Annotated in this window: 16 protein-coding genes; 3 read left to right on the forward strand and 13 right to left on the reverse strand. The window is 51.4% G+C overall.

The features are described 5' to 3' along the window. Nucleotides 1–147 precede the first annotated feature (147 nt). Together B212_RS0118385 and B212_RS33270 are read left to right on the forward strand one after the other, a co-directional pair. The gene (locus B212_RS0118385; RefSeq protein WP_019912447.1) at nucleotides 148–1,740 is read left to right on the forward strand and encodes a response regulator transcription factor; all 1,593 of its coding nucleotides are present in this window, start codon (nucleotides 148–150) and stop codon (nucleotides 1,738–1,740) included. After that, nucleotides 1,737–3,512, forward strand: coding sequence for a sensor histidine kinase (locus tag B212_RS33270; RefSeq protein ID WP_019912448.1), 1,776 nt, complete (start codon nucleotides 1,737–1,739; stop codon nucleotides 3,510–3,512). The genes B212_RS0118385 and B212_RS33270 overlap by 4 nt, the downstream gene beginning before the upstream one ends. Before the next feature lie 104 nt (nucleotides 3,513–3,616). Here B212_RS33270 and B212_RS0118395 read toward each other — a convergent pair whose 3' ends face one another. The 13 genes from B212_RS0118395 to B212_RS0118460 form a co-directional block, all read right to left on the reverse strand. Beyond that, entirely contained in the window at nucleotides 3,617–5,032 is a 1,416-nt protein-coding gene (locus B212_RS0118395) for an alpha-L-fucosidase (RefSeq protein WP_019912449.1), read from the reverse strand. Between the two features lie 262 nt (nucleotides 5,033–5,294). Further along, nucleotides 5,295–7,454, reverse strand: a complete 2,160-nt coding sequence (gnpA, locus tag B212_RS0118400; RefSeq protein WP_019912450.1) for a 1,3-beta-galactosyl-N-acetylhexosamine phosphorylase — start codon at nucleotides 7,452–7,454, stop codon at nucleotides 5,295–5,297. A gap of 423 nt (nucleotides 7,455–7,877) precedes the next feature. Next, a complete protein-coding gene (locus tag B212_RS0118405; RefSeq protein ID WP_019912451.1) occupies nucleotides 7,878–8,942 on the reverse strand; it encodes a peptidyl-prolyl cis-trans isomerase in 1,065 nt (354 codons plus the stop codon). Between the two features lie 60 nt (nucleotides 8,943–9,002). Continuing rightward, entirely contained in the window at nucleotides 9,003–9,872 is an 870-nt protein-coding gene (locus B212_RS0118410; protein WP_019912452.1) for a carbohydrate ABC transporter permease, read from the reverse strand. A gap of 2 nt (nucleotides 9,873–9,874) precedes the next feature. Continuing rightward, a complete protein-coding gene (locus tag B212_RS0118415; RefSeq protein ID WP_019912455.1) occupies nucleotides 9,875–10,759 on the reverse strand; it encodes a carbohydrate ABC transporter permease in 885 nt (294 codons plus the stop codon). Between the two features lie 254 nt (nucleotides 10,760–11,013). Beyond that, nucleotides 11,014–13,149 (reverse strand): discoidin domain-containing protein, encoded by a 2,136-nt coding sequence (locus tag B212_RS0118420; protein WP_019912456.1) that lies wholly within the window; start codon nucleotides 13,147–13,149, stop codon nucleotides 11,014–11,016. A 160-nt stretch (nucleotides 13,150–13,309) separates the two neighbouring features. Continuing rightward, nucleotides 13,310–14,737, reverse strand: a complete 1,428-nt coding sequence (locus B212_RS0118425) for a carbohydrate ABC transporter substrate-binding protein (protein WP_019912457.1) — start codon at nucleotides 14,735–14,737, stop codon at nucleotides 13,310–13,312. Between the two features lie 184 nt (nucleotides 14,738–14,921). Further along, entirely contained in the window at nucleotides 14,922–16,529 is a 1,608-nt protein-coding gene (locus B212_RS0118430) for a response regulator transcription factor (RefSeq protein ID WP_019912458.1), read from the reverse strand. Nucleotides 16,530–16,536: 7 nt separating this feature from the next. After that, complete coding sequence (locus B212_RS0118435) at nucleotides 16,537–18,333, reverse strand: sensor histidine kinase (RefSeq protein ID WP_036668298.1); 1,797 nt, start codon at nucleotides 18,331–18,333, stop codon at nucleotides 16,537–16,539. Nucleotides 18,334–18,516: 183 nt separating this feature from the next. Continuing rightward, nucleotides 18,517–19,464, reverse strand: a complete 948-nt coding sequence (locus B212_RS0118445; protein ID WP_019912461.1) for a nucleoside hydrolase — start codon at nucleotides 19,462–19,464, stop codon at nucleotides 18,517–18,519. 50 nt (nucleotides 19,465–19,514) lie between these two features. Continuing rightward, nucleotides 19,515–20,348 carry a carbohydrate ABC transporter permease gene (locus B212_RS0118450; protein WP_019912462.1) on the reverse strand — a complete coding sequence of 278 codons (834 nt, stop codon included), beginning with the start codon at nucleotides 20,346–20,348 and terminating at the stop codon, nucleotides 19,515–19,517. After that, nucleotides 20,345–21,226 (reverse strand): carbohydrate ABC transporter permease, encoded by an 882-nt coding sequence (locus B212_RS0118455; protein WP_019912463.1) that lies wholly within the window; start codon nucleotides 21,224–21,226, stop codon nucleotides 20,345–20,347. The genes B212_RS0118450 and B212_RS0118455 overlap by 4 nt, the downstream gene beginning before the upstream one ends. A 92-nt stretch (nucleotides 21,227–21,318) precedes the next feature. Then, nucleotides 21,319–22,680 (reverse strand): ABC transporter substrate-binding protein, encoded by a 1,362-nt coding sequence (locus B212_RS0118460; RefSeq protein ID WP_019912464.1) that lies wholly within the window; start codon nucleotides 22,678–22,680, stop codon nucleotides 21,319–21,321. A 178-nt stretch (nucleotides 22,681–22,858) separates the two neighbouring features. On the opposite strand from B212_RS0118460, the gene B212_RS0118465 reads away from it, so the two are divergent. Then, the gene (locus B212_RS0118465; RefSeq protein ID WP_019912465.1) at nucleotides 22,859–23,614 is read left to right on the forward strand and encodes a helix-turn-helix domain-containing protein; all 756 of its coding nucleotides are present in this window, start codon (nucleotides 22,859–22,861) and stop codon (nucleotides 23,612–23,614) included. The last annotated feature ends 48 nt before the right edge of the window (nucleotides 23,615–23,662 follow it).

A 23,662-nucleotide genomic window follows, 5' to 3' on the forward strand; every position in this document is an offset into this window, starting at 1 on the left:
CTTAATTGCCGGAAGAGGGGAATTGTACCGGACAAAACTATAATTTAGAGTAAAATCTAACACTCTTCTACTTTTACATTTGATAAAAGCCTGCCTACCCCCGATAATAAAAAAAAGATTCCTATCCTGTTTAGGGGTGTTGCTCCAATGATCCGGCTTCTTATTGTTGATGATGAACAAACGACCCGCGAAGGTCTGTTGAATTACGTAGAGTGGGACAATATGGGTATTGAGATGGTTAAGACAGCAGAGGATGGCTGGGAAGCGCTCCAGCTCTGCAGCAGCTTTAGACCCGACATCGTTCTTACGGACGTTAAAATGCCGCGCATGGATGGCATCCAGTTTGCTATTCGGTTGAAGGCTATCCAGCCGCACTGTAAAATCCTGTTTCTTAGCAGCTATGCTGACAAGGAATATCTGAAATCGGCCATACATTTGAAAGCGCTTGACTATATTGAAAAGCCTGTAAATCTGGACAATATTCGCGAGTATATAAGTCATGCCGTCGAAATATGCCTGGAGGAACAGAGGGTCGAGCTGGCAGAGAAGCATGTCCGAAATATTAGCGAGCTCCTGAAGCAGGAACAATATGCCCTGTATTGGATCACCCGTTATGCCAATGACGGCAAAGAGATAACCGCAAGCCCAGAAGTTCCGCCGCTGCAAGCGGGAGCAAATTTTGCCGCAGCCATCATCAAAATCCATAATCCACTGGAATCGGACCTTCAACATCTGCTTCTCCATAAAAACGACATCCTGGAAAAGATCGGCCTCCGTTTCTCCGCCTTCGGCCTGGAGACGCTCAGAGGCTTCAAGGATAGCCAGCACCTCATCATTCATGCTTATTCGCGGAACCTTGCGGCTCCCGAGGAGCTGGTCCCTCCCCTTGCTCAAGTCCGCAGCGATCTGCAGCAATTGCTGCACAAGCCGCTGCTATCATTCATCGGCATCGGGCATCTCGTCCACCAGCCGCAGCGTCTCATAGATTCCTACTACACGGCTGCCGTCACCATCCAGCGGCAATTTTTCACAGGCTATAACCAGATCGTTGTCTTCCGGGAAGCCCGGCGGACCCCTGACGGGGAGTTGCCCGGAAGGGACGCTCTGACTCCAGCCTTCTTGACCAGTCTGCAGGAAGAGAAGCAAGACGAAGCCTTCGAAGTACTTGCCCGTGCAGCCTCCATCCTGAAGGCGAATGAGGATACTCTTGTCAACGACGCCAAGAATATGTTTTTTGATCTCTTGCTTATCCTGTTCAGGGCAGCAGACCAAAAAAAGATTCACTTGGCCGATAGCTTACAAGATAAGGAATACCTATGGAATGTTCTGTTCCAGTTCAACACTTTACAGGAAATCATGTCCTATACAGAGGACAAATTGAATTATTTCTTTGAGCAGCTTCATGAGCAGCCGGCAGGAGGCTCTATTGTCTCCAATATCTGCAAGTTTGTGCGTGTGCACTACGAGAATCCCAACCTGTCGATTAAAATGATCGCGGAGCACCTTTTTCTGACCCCGAATTATTTGAGCCTGCAATTTAAGAAGGAAACCGGAATGACCATCAACCAGTACATTACGGATTACCGGATTGGGAAGGCAAAGGAACTGCTGGCGGACCAGCACCGCAAGCTGTATGAGGTTGCTGCCCATGTGGGCATTCAGGATGCGAATTATTTTGCCAAGACCTTCAAGAAAGTAACGGGGATGACGCCTTCCGAATTCAAGGAGAAGCATACATGAGAATCTTAAAACGCTATCAAGACATGAAGCTGAGAAACAAGCTTATGCTGCTGAATTCCCTTCTTATTCTGATCAGTCTTGGAACGGTCACTTATATTTCATATAAGCAAAGCTCAAGAACCCTTAATTCCCAGATTCTCAGCACGACCAAGCAATTACTGGACCAGACGGAATCATTCCTCTCTTACAAGATCGGCAAAATCGAAGATGTCTCGGATGCCCTTGTTCTGGACAGCAACCTGAATGAAATGCTCTCCAAGCCGGCTTCGGAGTATGAGCTTGCGATGCAACTGCGGGATTTCGGGAACATTTCCCTCAATTTATCCGCTTTTCAAAGAGAGGATGATATCTTCCGGATACGCGTCTATATTCCTGACGAGCTGGAATACGCCTACGAAGGGGTGAACTTCCTGCCGTATAGTGAATTTACCAATTCCAAGCAATACACTGTCCTGAAAGAACATGTAGGAAAGATGCTGTGGATTACAGATGAAGACGCCATCCCTTCAATGAAGCACCCTAACGTGCGCACAATTCATTCCATCCGCTTCATCCGCAGCTTGAGATCACTGGATGTCCGGCTCGGGATGCTGGATGTCGATGTCCGCGAAGATGTTCTCAGCAATATCGTACAAAGGGCCAATACCTCAGCCAACGGTGTGGCGTACCTGCAGAATTCGAAAGGTAAATTCATCGCCGGATCAGGCTCCCCGCTCTTGACTCATTGGAAGCTGAATCAGGATACAGCCAGCGCCGTCTCCGGCAAAGCCGACCCTTGGGTAACGCTTCAGTTCGGCAGCGAAAAGGTGTTGGCCGGGGTCAAAATGATTGCCGGGACGGACTGGAGTCTGGTCTCTATCGTCCCCCTCCAGGATGTATACGCCTCCAGCAATAAAATCAGGAATCAAATCCTTGCTCTGATGTTCCCCCTTGTGATAGCGGTGAACCTGCTAGTATACTGGATTTCCACTTCCCAAACGAAAAGAATCGGGATGGTCATCCGCAAAATCCGCCGTGTTCAGAGCGGGGAGCTGGAGCCTGTTAAATCCGATGGCAGCCGCGACGAGGTCGGCGAGCTGGTGGAGAATTTCAACTATATGATCAGCCGGATGAAGGTCATTCTGGAGGAGCAATACAAGCTGGGCCAGGAGGCCAAAAATTCGGAGCTTAGGGCGCTGCACTCGCAGATTAACCCGCATTTCCTGTATAATACGCTGGACCTGATCAACTGGACCGCTATCCAGCACAAGGTGCCGGAGATTGCCTCACTGGTTCAATCGCTAAGCCAGTTCTATAAATTGAGCCTCAACAAAGGCGAAGAAATTATTTCCGTCGAGAAGGAACTGGAACATGTTCAGCTATATGTGGATATCCAGAACCGCAGATTCGGCAACACTATTGATCTTCATATGGATGTGGACGAGGCGCTGTTCGAATGCAGCATACCAAAAATTACGCTGCAGCCCATCGTTGAAAATTCGATTCTGCACGGGATAAGGGAAACCGGAAAACGGCGGGGAGAAATTTTTATCTACTCCTTCCGTGAAGACAATACCGTTGTCCTTGTTGTTCAAGACAATGGCATTGGAATTCCGGAAGCTTTGGTCAAGCAATTCAACTTATCCGAGGAACCCGAAGCGAAACGGGAGGGTTACGGAATTCGGAACATCAATCACCGTATACGCCTCTTGTACGGACCGTCCTATGGTCTTCAGTTCGAGAGTCCGCCAGGCGGCGGGACACAGGTGCAAATCCGTATTCCCGGAATATAATAGCCGGGGCTTGGGGCCGGAGATTATTTGGGGGTGCTTAAACCCCTAGAGCTGCCCCAAAGGCGAAAGATGCCTTAGGGCAGCTCTGTGGCTCTAAACGCTGTTCAGCCCTCTGTATTCACAACCCGGATATGCGCCAGGGTCGGAAAGCCGCGGTATTCTTTGAACACAAGCTTAAGGCGGTCTGCACGGGTCTGCGGCAGGCGGAGGATTTTTTGATAGCCAATAATCGTGCCTTCGGCCACTTTGCTCCATTCCTGCTGAACTTCGCTCCATAGTTCGAACGCTTCTACCCGCTGTCCCTCCATGATCTGTTCCTGCAAAATCACGAAGTTCAGGGTAATGGCTTCGGGGAATGCGATTTCGATCCACGGCTCCCGGTCCTCTTCCGCAGGCTTCCAGCACAAGCCGTCTGCACCTTCCAGCAGTTGCTCCGCTGTACCGGCAGAACTGGAGGCACTCACCGTAGCCAGCCGCATTAGAGAAGACTCTTCCAACTGCGCGATTCTGCTGCCCAAATCTGCCAGCGCCAGCCGGTCCGGCTCAGCAATTACTCCTTCTGTATTCGGCGGAATGTTGAGCAGGAAGGTAGCGTTGCCCCCTACGGCATTGAGATAAATATCGAACAGCTCTCTGCCGCTGCGGACCCCGGAGTCCTCTTCCTGATGATAGAACCAGCCCGGCCGGATGGAGGTGTTGACCTCCGCCGGATACCACACCCAGTCCCCTTCATAGGCGGTGAAAAGCGCCCGGCTGCCCAAATCCTCTTCCATCGAATTCAAGGAACGCGAGAACCCGCCGTCATCGGCCTGCTGTGACTTCTCGGCAATCTTTTCGGCGTCCTGGAGCAGCCTGGGAACTACGCTCCATTCCTCTGCCCGGGTATGTCCGGCTTCATTGCCCACCCAGCGGATATCCGGGCCGCATACGCTGATCACGCACCCCGGCTGAAGTCTGCGAATTGTCTCATAGTAACGGTCCCAGTCGTAGTATTGTTTTTTGCCGCTGGGGCCTTCACCGTTCGCGCCGTCCAGCCAGACACACCCGATCTCGCCATAATTCGTGAGCAGCTCGGTAAGCTGGCTGACATAGAAATCATCATAGGCTCTGCCTTCGCCGTAGGTGATCTCCGTCCGGTCCCACGGTGACAGGTACACCCCGAATATCATCCCCTGCTCCCGGCAGGCCTCCGACAGCTCCTTGACCAGATCGCCCTTCCCGCCCCGCCACGGTGTATGGGCTACTGTATGCCCGGAATACCGGCTCGGCCAGAGACAAAAGCCGTCATGATGCTTGCAGGTCAGAATGACCGCCTTCATTCCCGCATTTTTCAGGATGCCGACCCACTCCGCAGCATCGAGCTTCGCCGGATTGAACAGGCTAATATCCTCATGCCCTGCCCCCCACTCCACGCCCAGCATCGTATTGATGCCGAAATGTATGAACCCGTAGAACTCCAGCTTTTGCCAACGCAGTTGCCTGCTTGACGGCTTCACATTGAAAATTTCTGTCTGCTTCATTTGAGTAGCCCTCCTGCTCATTAACATGTATACAAATTAACTAAAACCCTTCATTTCCGGTATTGGCCGTAACTGCGGTGATATTTGGACTTCCGGCCGCTGTTATGTTTGGATTTCCTGATTTAAACCGTTGTCACGGTAGAAATCCAAACATAGCCTAATCATACGGCCAGCTTTCCTACGGAAAGCTCTCAGGCGGTCGCTTACGCTCCTACAGTTCCAAAATCCCCTCCGTTACTTTTACCTTTTTTATGATCGCTTCTTAAAATTCCTTCCACAGGATGCCGCCCGCTGCAAGCTGCACCGATGAGGTATTGCCCGCTCCGTCGTAGACAGTGGTGGATTGCGGCTCGAGCGAGTTGTTGACGATGGCATACGTACCGCTCTCAGGATATGCGTGTACCTCGCAGGCTGGATTATCGGCGTACCATTTCTGCAAGTCCGCTTCCTTTCCGGCGGCGTAGTACAGACTTCTCATGAGAAGTCTGCTGTTCTGCGGAGTGTACGGCAAACCGGCGATGTATACCGCCCTGCCGTCGCCCGCCTGATTGGCGGACAGATGGATTTCGCCCTTAGAGTATTCCAGAATGCTCACACCGTCATGCAGGGCATACACGTTCTTCATGCTCTCCCCGAAGCTGAATTCCGTAATATTTCCGGTGATAAAATGACCTTCCGTCAGTTTGCTGAAATACTTGTCCGTGGACAGGCTGAAGCCCTGCTCTTTGTCCACTCCGAAGCAATCGGCCAATTGAAAGAACCGTCCTTGATGCGATACTGCCGATGGCTCGCCGACCCCGATCAGCCCGCCGCCGTTGTACACCCATTCCCGCAGCAGCTCGATTAAGGAGGTGTTCTTCCACACCTCTCCGCCGGAAAATGCCGTATGGGCATCCCCCGCATTAATGATTACGTCGATTGAAGGGTCTATTCCTTTATTCAACACATCCTCGAAGCTCATAAACACCACATCAACGCTCATTCCGCTCAGCGATTCGAGTATTCCATAATAGGAATACGCCTGTTTGGAGTACAAGCTGTGAGCTACCGTAAAAGCCTGCCAAGTGCGCAAAGCTCCCCAGCAGTTCAGCACGGCCACCTTCAGGCCTGCATACGGCTTGGTCCCAAGGATATGCCCATGAATATCCCTGAATTCATCCGTAATTTGCTCTACATACTCTACAAATGCCGGGAATTTATAAGCCAGGCTCAAGTAACCGCCGTAGCCCATCCGGTCAATCGGCTTGCGAAGAATCGCGCGGCGCGCCGTGATCCAGTTCTCCCTCGCTTCCACTACCGGATCGTTCCCCTCATGGAATACGTCCGGGAAGAAGTAGGGCAGAAACCGTCCTTCGGTATATTTTACATGGGGAATATCGGAAATCATCCGCAGCGTCGTGCCATCGCCCACACTGCCGACAACGGCATCCAGTCCGGTGGATTCGAAATAAGGGCCGTAAGGCTCCACGCCAATCCATTGATCCCCCAGGAACATCATCGCTTCCTTGCCGCTCTGATGCACCAGATCGACCAGCTTCTTCGTCTCTACTGAAACAAATTGGGATACAAAATCAACATACTCCAAATAGGACTTGGTTGGCACGCGGAAGGAGGAGTTGTAATACCCCTGGTCCACAAAATCCTCCGCAGTCAGGGCATACCCCTTCTCCTTGCGGAAGTCCTCAAGCATAGCCACGGAGACGCTTGCCCCATAGCCGAACCAATCCACAAATTTCTCCTTCCCGTACTGGTTGAACACAAGGCCGAATTGATAGAAAAAGGTCGTGAACCGCACCACATCCACCTCGGGGTTGTCCCTCAGCCACTGCTTCATGGTATCCAATATGAAGGCGCTAGAGTGCGGCTGCTTCACATCGAACGGAATTTCATGCGGCTTGTCGCCCCAGTTGTTGGTAATGTGATTATACATTTGAACCGGGTCCCACTTGATATAAGCGAGAAAAGAGACGGTGTATTCGTGCCAAGGCGTAGTTTTTTGAATGACTACCTTGTTGCCTTGCTCCTGAACCTCCCAATGCTCCACCGGCACTAGCTCCCCGGAGGTTCTGTCCATTACCTGCCAATACCGCTTGGGGTCATGGATATAGTCCACATCCAGTTGCTCCCTGTAATATGACTCCAGTATATCAATCGTAAGCTCCTCCGCCCGCGCCAGCGTGAAATCCGACAGCAGGTAGATTTGCGGACACTCCTCCATATGCTGCCCGATGAACTCATTATGGCCTCTGGTTGGAAAATAGGCGGTGTATATTTTGGCGTCCAGCGACTTGATTTCCGTATCCAGCTTGGTGCCGTCACTGTCGCGGATGGCATCCGCGCCCCAGCGCTGCATGATTTCCCTGGTCTCTGCTGCAAAGCCCTCTTCACTTGGCAGGGTTACTCTTCCTTTAGGTTTGGTCATCTATGTCTCTCCTTATTGTTAAAATGAAATGAAATGATGATATGAAAAGGCTAAAGCGTGACTGCGGGGAATGATTGAAGACCGGCGCTATATAAACTGAACTGTTGATTTACTCCATCGGATTTGGTCGTGACTGCGGGGAATGTTTGGACTTCCGGCCGCTGTTATGTTTGGATTTCTTTGATTGGAACCGCTCTTAGCGGTAGAAATCCAAACATAAAGGCGGACGCATTCGCTCCTACAGTTCCAAACTTCCCCTCCATCACTTCATCCTTTTGTAGTTCTTAGTTCAGTTTATATAGCGGTGGAAATCCGCAGACAAAGGCGGACGCTCCGCTCCTCCAGTTCCAAACTTCCCCTCCGCCACTCCTGCCTTTTTTGGCAGTTCTTTTTAAACCTCAAAAACTCAAAACTATAACCCCATTAAGGCGCTGCAATTGCGTCATAATTGCCCTGCTCCAGCTTCACGTCGCTCTGGCTGTATTGCTGCTCCAAGTAGTCCGCAAATTTCAGGCTCAACGCTTCCGCCTTTAGCTGGCTTTCCACTTCCTCTATGGGCACGGCATAGTTCTCAGTTTTATCGACCAGCTTAACGATAGAGTAGCTGTCGCCCATGTCTCCAATAGTGGAGTAGCTGCCCTTTTCGAGCTTCATAGCGGTTTGGATGATCACAGCCTCCGAAGAAAGCGGATTGGTCTGGTTATCAACAATTGCCGTATTCTTAAGTAAGCGGAGTCCCGTATGACTTTGAGTGACCTGCTCTGGCGATTCCCCGCCCTGTAACTGCTCATGAGCAGCTTGGATGGCTTGCAGGGCCTGGCTTTTCGCCTCCTCACCAGCATAAGGAACGGACAATACCTCGATATCCAGCCGGGTCCGGTTCTGATAGTCCTTGGCATGCGCCTTGTAGACCCTCTTAATGTCCTCTGCGGTGACCTGTAACTCCGACTTGCCCAACAGTTCCTCCAGCTCAAGCTTCAGATTGCTGAGCATGTAGAAATAGTACTGGCTCAAATTGTATTGTCCCAGACCGAAAATCGCTTTGCCGCTGCCGATCTCCTGCTCACGCTGCTTGTTGCCGTCTGCCCAATCCTTCAATAGTTGTTCGAACCCGGTATGCTTCGCCACTCCTTTGCCCAGCGCGAGGGTTTGCAGCAATTTGCCCTTGGCCGCTTCCTCGGCGGCACGGCTTTTCAGCTTGTCGATGGGCCGTTCTCCGCCAAATTCAGTGGTCCAGTAATTCCCCCGGTCCTCAGCGTTGTGCTGGACACTGAAATAATTGGTGACCGAACCCCGCTCCTTGTCCATATACAATTGGAATTCCTGTCTGGTTACGGGCTCGCCATTAACATACAGAATGATCTTGCCGGGGCCCGGTTCCGCCGCTTCGGCAGATTCAGTAGAGGATAAGGCGGGCAACCGGATAACCCCGATGATGATCACTGCTGCAAGAACACAGAAACAGAACACCCACTTGAAAACCTTCATTTCCGCTTCCTCCCGCCGCATGACTTGTCACACCGTTCATACCAGTAAAAACCTGAGCCCCTAGCCTTTTACCCCGCCCAGCATCATGCCTTCGGTCAGCTTCTTTTGCAGCAGCACGTAGATCAGAATGGTCGGAGCAAGAACGATTACGAGACCGGCGAACAAGGAGCCCCAGTCCGTGGCATACTGCTGAATCTGCATCAGGTTCGACAGGCCTACGGGAATGGTTTTTTTGGCATCATCACTTATGAAGGTCATAGCCATCACGTATTCGTTCCAGAAATCGAAAAAGCCGAACACAATCAAGGTGATAATCCCCGGCCGGGCCATCGGTACAATAATGCGGAGCATGGTGCTGAAATAGCCGCAGCCGTCAATCATTGCCGCTTCCTCGTAGTCGTGGGGAATGGATTTCATGAACCCGGTCAGCAGAAAAATTGAAAAAGGCAAGCTTCCGGTTGCATACACCGCGCTCAGCCAAAAGCGGTTGTCCAGCATATGCAGATTGTTCATCAGGATAAACAGCGGCACAATGACATACACGCCCCCGATAAACAGTCCGGCGATATAAAAATTATTGAAGAAGGACCGTCCGCGGAACCGCATTCTCCCCAGCACATAGGCTGAAGGCACAGCGGCTGCCAGCAGGATGGACATCGACAGGATCACAACCAGCACGGAATTCAGCATGTAGTCCCCGATCTTGGCAGTGGTAAAGGCATGCACATAGTTGATCCATTCAATGCCCCCCGGCAGCTTCCAGGGATTATCCATAATTTCCGCGTTTGTTTTAAAAGATGCCATTACGTTCCACAGCAGCGGGTAGACCACCGCGATCGTTTGCACAATGAGCAGCAGGCGGAGAAGGGTCTTGCCGATAAGAGCGCCGTAGGTTCTTTTGGGATGGTGAAAAGTCTGCTCAGCAGCCATAGTTAGTGAGATCCCCTTTCGGTCAGCCTGTTGCTAAGTAACGCCAGAAGCATGGAGATGATGAAAATAAACACGCCGATTGCCATCGCATAACCAAAGTTTGAATTGGCGAAGGCCTGGCTATACAGGTAGGTCATAACAACCTCGGAATGGTGGTCCGGCCCGCCCGCAGTCATGACTGAAACAATGACAAAGCTGATGCTGAGCACACCGTTGATGCTGAAAATAATCGTCACCCGGATAATCTCCCAGAGCATCGGGATGGTGATATGGAAAAATTGCTGAATGCGCGTGGCCCCGTCAAGCTCTGCCGCTTCATAGAGATCGGGAGAGATGCCATCAATGCCGGCCATGTAGATGACCATATAATAGCCTGCCGCCTGCCAGATCAGCGTAACCGCAAGCGCCCACAGCACGACCCGCTGGTCACCAAGCCAGGGCAGCGCCCATTTCCCGAGTCCGACCGTTTCCAGTCCGGCATTCAGAAAGCCCATCGTCGGATGGTAAATAAACGACCACAGAATGGCAATGACCACAAACGATAAGATGCTTGGGAAGAAAAATACCGTGCGGTACAGGCCGCGTTCCCGCAGCTTGGATTTCGTCAGAATGGAGGCATTCACCAGGGCGATCAGCAGGGTGATTACGGGTACGACCAGCATCAGCAGCCCGGTGTTTTTGAGAGACAGCAGGAACGTGTCATCCTGGAACATGTCCGCATAGTTCTTCAACCCGATAAACTTTGGCTTATCGCTGAGTCCAGTCCACAGATACAATGATTTTTGAAAAATTTGCACCGTCGGGTACACCTTGAACAGCAGGAACAAGACCAGCCCCGGCAGCAGGCATAAGGCAATAAACAGGCTTCTCCTCGTCTTCATTGTCATAATGTAATACAACCTTCCGCTGCTTCAGCGCGGTGCAGTCTCTTTGTCCGAGTCATGTGATGTTGCAGCCCCTTTCTTCTGGATGCTCTAATTATAGGTTTGAACGCCAATCCGCCATATTAACAAAAGGGAGGATGTTTATGGAGGATTTTAAGCACTACAGCACATCTTAAAATTGTACAGGTTTGCCGTGTAAAAGAGGGGCTGCCTCTCCGCTTCATCTCTGACGAAACCTGAGGCAGCCCTGTGCATGATTAGTTGTAGAGTCCGATTTCCGCTAATTGTAAATGCGGTTCTCCGTTGTTAGCAGATATATTTAGCCTGTAGTACGCATAGGCGGTTGTATTGCTGAACGTGTAGGTCTTCTTCAGGAACCGGCTTGCAAAAGCTTCATTCGTTCGCGTATCCAGCGTGGTCCAGCTTGTGCCGTTATTCGAGCCCTGCAGCGTCCAGCTCTTCGGGTCACGGCCGGGAACGTCATTGGCTGAAGTAATGGAATACGAGGTGACACTCTGGGTTACCCCTGTGGCAAATTTATACTGAATCCAGCCGCTGTTCGTCGTAATCAGCCACTTGGTGGAAGGGTTCGCGTCAAAAGCCTTCTCTTTTTCCTCCCCGGAAGGGCTGCTCGTAGAGCTCGCTGTCACCGTTCCTCCAACCGTTACGGACACCGGACCCGTCGATCCGCCTTCCACAGCCGATTCAAAAGCGCCGATATCCGGGGCCGCGCCCTTATACACGGGGTTCCCGTAGAAATCCTTGCTGCCCAGTTGCGGCACATACAGACCGGCATTGATCAGCGGGGAGGTATCCAGCAGCTTGTAGCCGTTCCAGACGGTGGCCCCGCTTGTAAAGCCGTTCGCCCCGGCCGTCGGCGCCTGACCCGGATTCACCATCTGCGGCGGCGTAATAACCTTGGCGGCATCGTTTGGCTCTCCGGCAGCATGGCTGCCATTTGCCACATAGAAGGCGTTGTTTCTGAACACAGCCGTTCCGTAGGCGCTTGGACTGCTTGGCCAGAAGCTGGAGGAGGGCTTGTTTTTGTCATAGAAAACATTGTTGTAGAAGTAATAAGGGACGTTCTTGAAATACGTCGAAGCCAGATTGGCGTTCGAGCTGGTGAATTTGGTCACGGCCCCGTCATAAATAAACACATTGTTCAGGAAATACGTAGCTGAGGAATCCACATCGAACCAGCCGAATTTGATCAGGTAAGCCGCATTGTCGTCACTGATGTTGTAGCGGGCAATATTGTTGCTGCTTCTGCCCAGGTAGGACATCCAGCCCATAGGATTGTTGTGCGTGTAATTGAATTGGTAGACAATGTCCACATTGGGGGAGTCAAAATCAAAAGCGGTCCCATCCCCGTTGTTCGCTCCGGTCGTGGTCGGGCCCCCGTACACTTCATTGTTCTGAAAAATCACATTGCGCGATTTCCAGGGATAAATCCCGGCGCTCTCCGCGTTGTACCGGCGGGACCAGCCATCGACCACGTTGTATTCAACGACAGCATCCTTGGCATCGCAGATGTCAATTGCGCCCTGGCCGATATTGCGCATATAGTTGTGGCCGATGTAGATATTGGTCTGCCACAGGTTGTAGGTGTCCACCTCATCCTGAAAAGCCGACGGCGTAGTGTAGTTAAAGTTGGCGATCGCCAGCAAATCGACCTTTTCGATGGTGTTATTTTCGATCCGCACATCATTGAAGGTCATATTCTGCTTCAGCGAGCCAATAACATAGAACATAATCCCGCCGTTAAAGGAAGCATTGCCGTATTGGTTCGGCCACTGGTTGGGGCTGTCGACATCATGCACATAATTATCATGGATATAGATATGGTCCATGACCGTGTCGCCCCCAGCGGGAACCTGATCGGTATCCAGCACGACCAATATTCCGTCGCGGATATTCGAGGGCTTGCTGTTCTGATAGGTTACGGTGGTCAGATCGACATCAAAATTATCGTCATTGGTAACTTCCAGGCTGCTGATCTCCCAATACTGCTGATTCCGCAGCATCACAGCTCCTGTAGCCTGATAGTCGCGCTGGACACCTCCCCCGTTAATGATCGGGCGCACCGTGCCTCCATACAGGTCAATCTTGATCGGCAGCCCTGCGCTTCCCGAGCCCTTGGGCCAGAGCTGTCCATTCCACACCCCGCCGGATTTGAACAGGAGCTGGTCCCCCGGCTGAAACGTTGTCGCATTGACTTTGGCGAGCGATTTCCAGGCCGTGGCGGCAGAGGTGCCGTTAGCAGAATCATTGCCGCTTGCGGAATCGACATAGTAGGTGGTTCCGGCAGCGTCGGCGTTTTGAACCGGTCCCACGGTGAACACAAGGGATGAGAGTACAATAAGCGATAATACCAGTGAGTACAGCTTTTTCACTTTGATTCCTCCTTATTCTGGTGATCCCTATCAGCTAACCGGTGTTGCAGCAGGCTCCTCCTTTCCTGGCGAGCTCCGTTGTCTTGGGGCATCCGCCATAATGTTATACAAAAAACCTGCCCTTACATGAAAAGGCAGGCTTCTGTACTAGCAAGGAGGTTTATTGCTGGCCTTGGTCTTGCAATTCTTTTTGAATTTGGGTGTAGACCTTGTAGAGCTTATCTGAATATTCATCCAGGGTCATTTGCTTGCTCATAATGGAGGAAATCGGTTTGTACACTTCGTCGCTGGCGTTGTATTTGCTTCCTTTGGCGACCGGCTTGAAGGAGCCGCTGACGGCGACCATTCCGCTGTCCACCGCTTTATAAATATTGTAGGTGGTTTCCGATATATATTCTTTGACCAGATCAGGCGCACCGTTGACCGCCATAACTCCCTTGGCCTTCTCTGCGTTCAGCTTAATGCTTTTTTCGCTGTACAGGTATTTCAGGAAGGCTTTGGCCAGCTCGGGATTTTTGGCTTTGGCGGGAATGACCATCTGCTCGACTTGAGTCAGCGCCATAACCTTGCCGTCACTTCCGAGCGATGGCACGCCAAGGAATCCGAACTGGAAGCCGTCCTCACGCGGCGCATCCTTCATTTCATCCTCAAACCAGGTGCCGTTCGGAATGAACAGCGACTTGCCCTGCAGGAAGGCGGTTTGGGACTGGGTATGATTGAGGGCTACAGTGCCCTTCATAAGCCCATTGTCTTCCGTGGCGATTTGCTCAAGCAATCCCCATACCTTCTTATAGGTGTCGCTCTTCCAGAATTCCGGGTCATAGTTGAAAAATTGCTTCAACGCCTCCTGACCGCCGGCGCTGGCAATCGCCGGAACAATCATTTCCTCCAGATATCCCGGATAGAGCCCCTGATAGGTGAACAGCGCACGGTTGTTTTCCTTCGCAACGGCATTGTCGGCGAACAGCTCATCCCAGGTCTTCGGCGGCTGGATTTGTTTTGTATCGAACAAATTCTTGTTGTACCAGAGGCCCATCACCCCAAAATTGTATGGGGCCAAATAAATTTTGCCGTCCCCGTAAGGAGAAATCGAGCTGGACGACAGCACCCCGGGCAGGATCTGCATTTTCAGCGGGGTGCCCGATTCTGTGTTCAATTCAAAGACATCCGTCAAATCGAGAAGCGCCTTGTCTTTAACCAGTCCGTCCAGGATTGGCGTGTTGTCGCTACCCGAGATGTACATGAAATCCGGCGGGTTCCCGGCAACGATTTTGGGCCGGACCAGTTCGGCGATTTTGGGGCTTGCGGTAATGTTGATTTTGGTGCCCGGATGATCCTTCATGAACTCGGCGGCTACACTGTCCCAATATTCACGGCCATAGCCGCCCTGGAATACAGCGATGTTCAGCTCGGGATTATCGAACGTCTCCCCTGCCGGTGCTGCGCTGGCTGAAGCCTCCGCAGTTGCTTCAGCCGCAGCCGAAGCCGAAGGAGCAGATTTGTCCGCATTGTCCGAGCCGCAGCCGGCAAGCGGCACAGCCATGAGCACGGCTGCCGAAGCAAGGGCAGTCCATTTTTTAATCGACATTTTGATTTGACCCCTTTCTGGTTTTGGATGTCTTTAATTATAGAATCGCAAGGGGCGGCTACATATTAACAAAAGAACGGAGGTTAATGGACGATTTTATGCACAAAGCTGACTTCCTATGAAAGAATAGTTATGAATTTCATGAAAACTAAACTTTCTTTTCCTTCTTCTTAAAATCGTCCATTTACCGGTCTTGGATATTCTTCACCGTCTTCGGGGCTACCCCGAACCTTTTTTTGAACAGACGATTGAAATAAAAAGGGTCCGGGATGCCGACCTCCATCGCCACCTGCTTGATTAAATAGTTACCGGAGGACAGCATTTCATAAGCCTTCAGCATGCGGATTTCATTGAGCCGGGTCAAGATGCTTGAGCCTGTCTCGGCTTTGAACACCTGGCACAGATAAGGCTCGGAGAATCCGACATGCGCCGCCACCTCGGAAATAAACACCCGCTCGGAGAAATGCTTTTCCAGATAGGCATTGGCCTGCCTGATTTCCTGGCGCATATACTTCTGTCCGGCGTTCCTTCCGATCATATTCATCACTTCATCGTACATGTCTTGAATAATGAGCATTAGCTGCGAGTCTGTAGGGGCGGCTTCAATGCGCTGAATCCACAGGCTTTCGTTCCACATGGCCTCTCTGCTGACAATATTCGAGCTAGCAATGCCCCATACCCCTCCGATGATCGCTCTCTTCAGGGAATTGGGCGGAATACGCAAATCGGCGGACGCCCGGATCAATACCGATGCACTTTCCAGCCACAGATCTATCTCGGTTCCGCCGGAGTGGCGCAGGCTGATCTTGAATTGATTTGCCAGCAGCTTAAACTCAACATCTTGTTCACTCTGTTCAGCGGCGGCACCATTAAATATGCCCCTGTCCTGGTGCTTGCTGTAGAACGAAAGATAATCTGCCGCCTTGTTCAGCCTGATCTGCCCGGCGATCCCGTCATAAGCAGCAACAGGGTTGCCGTAAATGATACAAATCTCCATATTATAATAGCTTTTGGACAAGCCCCTGATCCGCTGCGCCAGCTCTTCGGCCGTTGGAAAACCCGCGTCTGACGATGGAATGGGGGATACAATCAGCATCAAGAACCGGTCCGGCTCCGCCGGTACCACATACAGGCCGTGGTTTCCGGGGAACAGGCCCTCTGCGATCTGGTGCAGCGTCTCCTGAGGGCGGGCAGTCTCTTGTCCAAGGCCGGAACGCTCCAGATTATGTATACAAAATGCGTAGGCATGCAGCGCCGGATGTCCCGCAAGCACCTCCAGCAGCGCTTCTTTGCCGGCTTGTTCCCCGTGTGTACCGACGCCGGAGTCCATCTCCCGCAGCCACTCCTCCACCTCAGATTTCGTATTCTTTTGTCCTGCTTCTTGGAGAAGGGGGCTTTTACTGTGATCATGCTTTTGATCCAGCTTTTGGGCAATCTCCTCCAGGGCGGCCATGAAATTTTCCGTTTTCAGCGTCAGCTTGAGCATATAGTCATGCGCGCCGCATCTCAGCGCCTCCCGGACCAGTTCAAAATCATTATAGTTGCTGAGCACCAGCACCTCGCCGGAGAAGGAGGATTTCATCAGCAGCTTGATCAGCTCCAGACCGTCCATCTCGCTCATTTTAATGTCGGTGATCACAATGTCCGGTTCAGTTCTCTGCACCATCTCCAGCGCTGCTGCCCCGTTGGCCGCCGAACCCACATATTCAAACCGGCTGTCCTCCCAGCGGATCAGCGATTTCACCGCATGCCTGACGATCATCTCGTCATCCACAATCAGCACCTTGTACATAAGCTTTCTACCCTTCCTTCTGTTTTAGCGGCAGCCGGATGACGGTCATGGTTCCTTTGCCCGGTTCACTCCGGGTCAGCATGCCATACGGCTCACCGACATACATATGAATGCGTTCCTCCACGTTCACAATCCCGATGCCCGAGAGCTTGTTACCCACATGCCTGCGGCTTTGAACCTCCTTGAGATCGAAACCTTTTCCATTGTCTGCCACAGCCACCTGCAGGATTCTGTCCACACTTGTAATCTCCACGCTGATTTTGACTACGCGGCCTTCGTCCCCTCCGGCATGAAGGATGGAGTTCTCAACGATGGGCTGGAGGATAAACCGCGGAACAAGGCATTCGTACAGTTCATCCCGCTCCACCGTGCAGTTCAGCTCAAACGATTGGCCGTACCTGATCCGCTGGATCACCGCATAGTGCAGCAGGTTGTCGATTTCTTTGCGTAACGGAATCATTTCTTCCTGGTCCAGTATCGTGTTGTGCAGCAGCTCGGACAGTGAGCCAATGCCCTCCTCGACAATGGTGTTGCCGCTCATCATCGCGCTCCATTTCAGGGAATTCAGCGTATTGAACAAAAAATGCGGGTTAATCTGCGCCTGCAGCATTTTCAGCTCCGCGTCCCGTTTGGCCTTCTGCTCCTGCCCGACCTGATCAATCAGTTGCTTGAGCTGGCCGACCATCTGGGCGATGGTTTCGGTCAGCTTGCCCATTTCATCGGGCGGCGTTTCGGCGGACAAGCTAAGGTCCAGACGGCCCAGCTTGATATGCTTGGCATATTGCAGGAGCTCCCGCATCGGGGTGCTGATGCTCCTGTATACCCACATGGCCATCAGGGTCGAGAGCAGCAAAATAATCAGACTGATGTACAGAAGATTGCCGCGGATCTCCAGCAGCTCCGAGACAATATACGTATGCGGAATCAGTCCAACCATATACCAGTCGGCGGAACGGATATAGGTGTTCGTCACCAGAACTCTTTTGCCGTCAATTTGTGTGTAGAATGACTTGTTCGCCTGGCCTTTAGTTATTTTCCCGAACACCTCCTCCTGCTTGTAGGTTGTGCCTTGAGCGATATTCGGGTCAGCGGAAGAGACGACTGTGCCGAAGCCGTCAACGATATACAGCTTCCCTCCCGTTCCAAGATCCACATGCTCATATGTATTCCGTGTGAAGACTTTTCCGTCGATTACGATGATCAGATAGCCGATTTTTTGATTTAGATTATCCGCTGAGAAAATCACCCGGCTGAGCGCAATTTTGTCGGCTCCACGGTTCGAACGCAAATAATTCCACGTCGTATTGCCTTCGAACGGATTGATCCGCTTGATCGACTCCGCGACCTGGCTGCCGGGATACCACTCAAAGCCCAAATCAAAAAAGGTGTCCATGCTCTCGGTTAACACGACCACATTGGACAGATTGCTGAGCCTGAACACCTGCTCACCCAGCACGTTGTTGATCTTGGTCTGGAATTCATTGCGCTCATAGTCGGTCATGGATTCCGCCCGCTTCAGCCCGTTCTGCAGCTCCTGGTTCACGATGATGGATTCGCTCAGCGTCTCATATTGGGCCAGCTCCCGCGACACGTTTACCGCCGATTCCGACAGAACCTGCATGGAGAAAGCGCTTAGCTTTTCCGATATCGAGTCCTCGTACCTGACGTTGGAATACAAGGTGACAAAGATGACGGGCAGCAATGAAGTGATAAAAAAAGCGCCGAGCAATCTGTTTTTTATCGAAAATCTTCGCAGAGAAGAGGAGCGTTTACTTCCATGAAGCTTATCACGTGGTATGTTCATGTTAACTTCACCCCTGTTTTCGACTTATCACGACATATTCTCTATCATTCTATCACAAAAAGACAGGATACCTTTCCTCAAAATCGAGGCAGGTATCCTGTCTGCAAATTTAACTGCCGAGCCCGGAAGTCTGGAAAACAAGTGGTCCGCTTGCCGCATTATATCGGCTTTTTGACGTTGATGTTACGACAACACGGCATCCATAACTAGCCGCAAAAAGCGGCGGTAGTCGGCCTGATAAGCGACATTGATATCCGGAAGCCCGGTCCAGGTATGATGATGGCGGGTATCCATCACGGTCATGCCCAGGGTCAGATGACCCTTCGTCTCGATGCCAACCTTGGCAGTCAAATATTGGATCAGCGAGGGATCAATGACAGCCGCAACGGCCATGGAATCTATCAGAACGCAATACGATTCAAAGCCGCGCCCAAGAACAAACCGGATCATCTGATGGAGAGCAGCCGCCTCCGGCTTATCCGAAGCCTCTAGCTCCAGAAGCTCCTCTTCGGTAAAATTCACATCGAAATGGGTGGAAACATCGAGCCCGATCGCCTGGAGCGGAACCCCCGACTTGAATACATAATCAGCAGCCTCCGGGTCGACATATACGTTCCATTCACTCTGCGGATTGTCCCCGGTTGCGTTGGCTGTAGAATATCTGTTCAGGCCATAAGAGCCAGCAATGGCGGTTATGCCGGAGATCATAGGAATGATCTCCGGAGCCTTCATCATCGCCAGGGCAATATTGGTTAAAGGGGCGAGCGCGATAATATGGATATCCCCTGCGTTCTTTTTTATCATCTCCACTATTAAATCGACCGCGTGGCTCGTATACAGCGGGGTCACAGGGTCCGGCAAATGAACCTCAGCCTGTCCGTCTGAACCATGCGAGAACGGATCGGACGGAAGCTCGCGCACAAGCGGTCTGGCCATTCCTTTGGCCACAGGGATATCGGTACGTCCCAACAGCTCAACAACCTTCAGTGCGTTCGCACTTGTAATATCCACCGGGTAGTTTCCCGCAACCGCAGTTATCGCCTCCACTGAAAGCACCCCGGATTTAATCGCAAGGATAAGGGCAAGGGAATCATCCATTCCAGGATCACAATCAATAATAACTTTTTTCAATTCGTTCATCCTCTCAAGGGTTGCTGCTCATTAGAGCATTTAAGCGGAGGCTATTTCACACTTCCCTGCGTAAGGCCGCTCACCAGATATCTTTGGAAAAAGACGGTCAGCAGAATGACAGGAAGGCTGGAAATCACACCGCTGGCAGACATGAGTCCGCGGTCCAGGCCTTTTTGGCTGACAAAGGTGCTGGTTAGCACCGGCATTGTTTTGGTCTCCTGACCGGTTAGCGTAACCGCGAATAAAAATTCATTCCAGCAGAAAATAAAGCAGATCAATCCGGTTGCCGCAATTCCGGGCATAACGACCGGCAGCACGATTCTCCAGAAGGTCTTCAAGCGGGAACAGCCATCAATCATGGCGGCTTCCTCCATATCCACAGGCAGTGAAGCGAAAAATGAACGGAGCAGCCAGATCACAAGCGCCATATTCAAGGCTGTATAAGCGGCGATGAGCAGGAAATAGGTGTCCAGCATATGCGTACGGTATGCGACCAGGAAGACCGGCACAATAACAACCACCGGCGGGATCATTCTTGTCAGCAGCAGCAGGTTGGGCAGCAGCGTTCCGCCGATGCGAAAGCGTTCAATGCCATACGCAGCCAATGCGCCAAAAATAACAGTGATCAGCGTTGCGATCCCGGAAATCAGCAGACTGTTGATTAGACTGGTCATAAAGTCGGGATGCTGGAACAGTTGGACATAGCTGCTGAACACCGGATGTTCCGGAATCCATATCGGCGGGATTGCCATCTGGTCGACGGGACGCTTGATCGAGGTCAGGATGACCCAAAGAATCGGCAGCATGAAAAAGATAAAAAACAAACACAGCACAGCGGTTTTCAGTCCCGTTGTCAGGGTGGTGCGGATACGTTTAGTTCTCATCGTGTCTTCCCTCCCCGGTTCACAAAGGTAAGCAGCCCGAAGATTACAACACCAAGCACCAGTATCACGCCTGAGGATACCGCAGAGGCATATCCCATGTCATAACGGCTGAAGGCGATTTTATAGTTATAAATGGACACCATTTCCGTCGCCGTGCCCGGCCCGCCGCTGGTCAGGATATAGACCAGATCGAACGTGCGCATCGCATCCATAGCGCGAATAATGCCTACTGACAGCACACCTGGAAGCACCAGGGGCAGCGTCATCCGCCAGAACTCCCGCCATTTCGAGGCGCCGTCCATCTGCGCCGCTTCATAAATTTCATGCGAAATGCCCTGGAGACCCGCCAGAATCAGCAGCATAACAAACGGCGTCCACTGCCAGACATCGGCAAGAATGACCGAAAACATGGCCCAGCCAGGCTCCGTCAGCAGCTTGGATGTATCAAAGGGGATATGGAAAAATTCAAGGATGGGCCCGAGCGGCGTGAAGTCCGGCAACAGAAACAAACGCCAGGCTACACCCACTACGACGGGAACCATCATCATCGGAATCATGAACGAGACCTTAAAAAGGGTTTTGCCCCATACCTGCCCGTTAAGCAGCAAAGCAAGCACCATACCGAGCACAAGCTCCGCCCCAACGGCGCCTATGGTGAACGTAACGCTTTTCCCAAGTGAATTCAGAAAATTATGATCTGACAGCAGCCTGGAGAAGTTGTCCAGTCCGGTAAAACGTATCCCGAGGTCGGGACGCTGCAGCGGATATGAAAAAAAGCTTAACCCCAGCGCTACAGCAATCGGAATCAATAACACGACCACGACAATTAGCACACCAGGCAGTACAAATCCCCATTTCTCACGCGATTTGGAGAGCATATCAGCAAAACCGCCTTACCCTTTATAATGGTTGGAGAAGGAAGAGTTCTTCCTTCTCCGGTATAGTCTTGCAGGTGATTCATGTAAGCCTTCTAGTACCCTCTGGAGCTCATCAGGTCATCATATTCCTTTGCGGCCTGGTCCAGAGCTTCCTGGGCGGACTGCTCACCGTTCAGGAACCTCGACACTGCGCTCGGCAGAATATCGCCTGTAATTGTCGCGCCTTCCGAGATCAGTGGCAGCGGCTCCAGCCGGAACGAGTTCATAATGTCTGCATGGGGCGCATAGAAGCTATACTCCTTGGCAAGCTTACCAGTCAGTACAGAGGTCCGGGCCGGAATATTGCCGGCTGGAGCTGCTTTTTCCATCATTTCCTGGCTGGTTGCAAATTCAATCCAGTCATAGGCTTCTTCCTTCAGCTTAGAAGAACCCGTAACGACAAAGCCAAACGGCAGATAGAAGCGTTTAATATCGCCCGTATCCTCTTTCACTCCCGGAATTGCGGAGAAACCGACTTTACCGACAACCTTGGACTGATTAGGGTCCTGTGCAACCTGGGCAATCGTTGTAGCCATTTCAGCCATGGCACTGCGGCCCTGCAGGAATTCCCCGGATGCATCTGACCAGCCGTACTGCTTGGAGGCTGCCGATGTATATTGGAACAGCTCCTTCAGGTCGTTCAGCGCCTTAACGCCTGCTTCGTTGTCGAACTGCTGTTTATAGCCGGCATCATACAGATCACCGCCGTAATTGAACAGACGGTTATAAAAGGCAAAGCCGAGCAGGATGCTTTTCTCGCCCATTAGGGTTACACCGCTTAAATTCTCATCCGGCCGATTGAAAAATTCCGCAATTTCCTTATACTGCTGCATGGTCTTCGGTGGAGCGAGCTCATAGCCGTATTTGGCCTGGAAGGCGGCCTTCTCCTTCTCATCATTGAAGAGATCGGTCCGGTATAATATCCCCTGAGTCTCGTTCATATAAGGTACAAAATACAATTCTTTATTCTCGCCAAAATAAGCATTTTCGATGCCGGGGAAGTCATCCAGCTTAAGCGCGCTGAGCTTGGCCTCATCGGTGGCTACGGGGACGATATAGTTTGGCACCTGTAGTTCGGAAACCCAGCCGATCGGAACATAAGCTAGATCAAAATCGGCAGAACCGGAGGTGAACTTGAGCGTCAGTTGCTGATGATATTGGTCATAAGGGAGTTCAACCACCTTCACCTTCACCCCGTATTTCGCCTCAAAATCAGGAATAATGCTCTTGAATGCATCCGCATGCGAGCTTTTCTCTGCCATAATGGTGAGTGTTTTGGACTCTCCGGAAGGAGCCGATGAGGCTTCTCCGGCTGCCCCGGTGTTAGAGGCTGTAGAGTTGTTTGAACAAGCTCCCAGAACAGCCGTTAGGCTCAGAACAATCGACATTAGCCAACTTTTTTTCTTTACGCTCATCAGTAGACCACTCCTCAATGTGTGTAGTAATGTCAGATTGTCTAACGCAAGACTGTTTTTCCATTGCAGTTTAACATACCAACTGATAGGATAGTACCAATAATCTATGCTTTACATCACCCTAAATCGGTCATTTTTTTTAATGATTCGGCTAACCTGTTTGAAATGGAGGGTAAAAATGGATCGGCTGCTGTTTCTTTTCCATACAAAGCATTCCAAAAACACCTATATTCAGCTACATCAGCATGAATGCTATGAGCTTGTCTATTATTTCACTGGAAGCGGGATTACCAATATCGGCTCGACCAGCTATACAATCAAGCCTGGCAGCTTTTCTGTCATGTCGCCGCGAGTCCTGCATGATGAGCAGCATGACGTCGAGTCCGAGCTTCTGTTCATTGGCTTTCACTGTGAGAATGATGCAGCTATTCAGAACCTGAACAAGCTGTTTGAAGATGACGAGAAGAACACCATCCGCCAGCTCATGCTGCGCATGGAACATGAATTCACGGAGCAGCAGGAAGGGTTCTTTGATATGCTGAACCTGCTCGTCCAGGAATTGACCACACAGATCCAGCGGCTGGCCCGCTTGAACAAACCGATGCGGCCCTATGGAGGGCGGCTTAGATATGTAATGAATTTCATGGATGAGCATTTCCGGCAGCATATCTCAGTGGAAACCCTGGCTAAAATGTCCGGATACAGCTATGACCGCTTCAGGCATTTATTCAAAGAAACAGCCGAGATCTCTCCCCAGCAGTATTTGCAGCGCAAAAGGCTGGAGTATGCAAAGTCGCTCCTATTGCAGACCCAGATGCCCATATCTGAAATTGCTGAAAAATCAGGATTCGTGAAGGACTCCCAGTTCTGTACGATTTTCAAACGGGAAACGGGACTTACGCCGCTGAAATTCAGACGCCAGCCCGGCGGGTGAATCGTTAATTATTGCCAGCTTCTACCCAGACCAAAACCAGGAAAATTC

It is taken from the genome of Paenibacillus sp. HW567 (assembly GCF_000374185.1).
Classification (GTDB): domain Bacteria; phylum Bacillota; class Bacilli; order Paenibacillales; family Paenibacillaceae; genus Paenibacillus_AQ.

Coding starts and splice junctions, on each gene's coding strand:
- B212_RS0118385 (WP_019912447.1), top strand. CDS start 148: ATGATCCGGCTTCTTATTGTTGATGATGAACAAACGACCCGCGAAGGT.
- B212_RS33270 (WP_019912448.1), top strand. CDS start 1,737: ATGAGAATCTTAAAACGCTATCAAGACATGAAGCTGAGAAACAAGCTT.
- B212_RS0118395 (WP_019912449.1), bottom strand. CDS start 5,032: ATGAAGCAGACAGAAATTTTCAATGTGAAGCCGTCAAGCAGGCAACTG.
- gnpA (WP_019912450.1), bottom strand. CDS start 7,454: ATGACCAAACCTAAAGGAAGAGTAACCCTGCCAAGTGAAGAGGGCTTT.
- B212_RS0118405 (WP_019912451.1), bottom strand. CDS start 8,942: ATGAAGGTTTTCAAGTGGGTGTTCTGTTTCTGTGTTCTTGCAGCAGTG.
- B212_RS0118410 (WP_019912452.1), bottom strand. CDS start 9,872: ATGGCTGCTGAGCAGACTTTTCACCATCCCAAAAGAACCTACGGCGCT.
- B212_RS0118415 (WP_019912455.1), bottom strand. CDS start 10,759: ATGACAATGAAGACGAGGAGAAGCCTGTTTATTGCCTTATGCCTGCTG.
- B212_RS0118425 (WP_019912457.1), bottom strand. CDS start 14,737: ATGTCGATTAAAAAATGGACTGCCCTTGCTTCGGCAGCCGTGCTCATG.
- B212_RS0118430 (WP_019912458.1), bottom strand. CDS start 16,529: ATGTACAAGGTGCTGATTGTGGATGACGAGATGATCGTCAGGCATGCG.
- B212_RS0118435 (WP_036668298.1), bottom strand. CDS start 18,333: ATGAACATACCACGTGATAAGCTTCATGGAAGTAAACGCTCCTCTTCT.
- B212_RS0118450 (WP_019912462.1), bottom strand. CDS start 20,348: ATGAGAACTAAACGTATCCGCACCACCCTGACAACGGGACTGAAAACC.
- B212_RS0118455 (WP_019912463.1), bottom strand. CDS start 21,226: ATGCTCTCCAAATCGCGTGAGAAATGGGGATTTGTACTGCCTGGTGTG.
- B212_RS0118460 (WP_019912464.1), bottom strand. CDS start 22,680: ATGAGCGTAAAGAAAAAAAGTTGGCTAATGTCGATTGTTCTGAGCCTA.
- B212_RS0118465 (WP_019912465.1), top strand. CDS start 22,859: ATGGATCGGCTGCTGTTTCTTTTCCATACAAAGCATTCCAAAAACACC.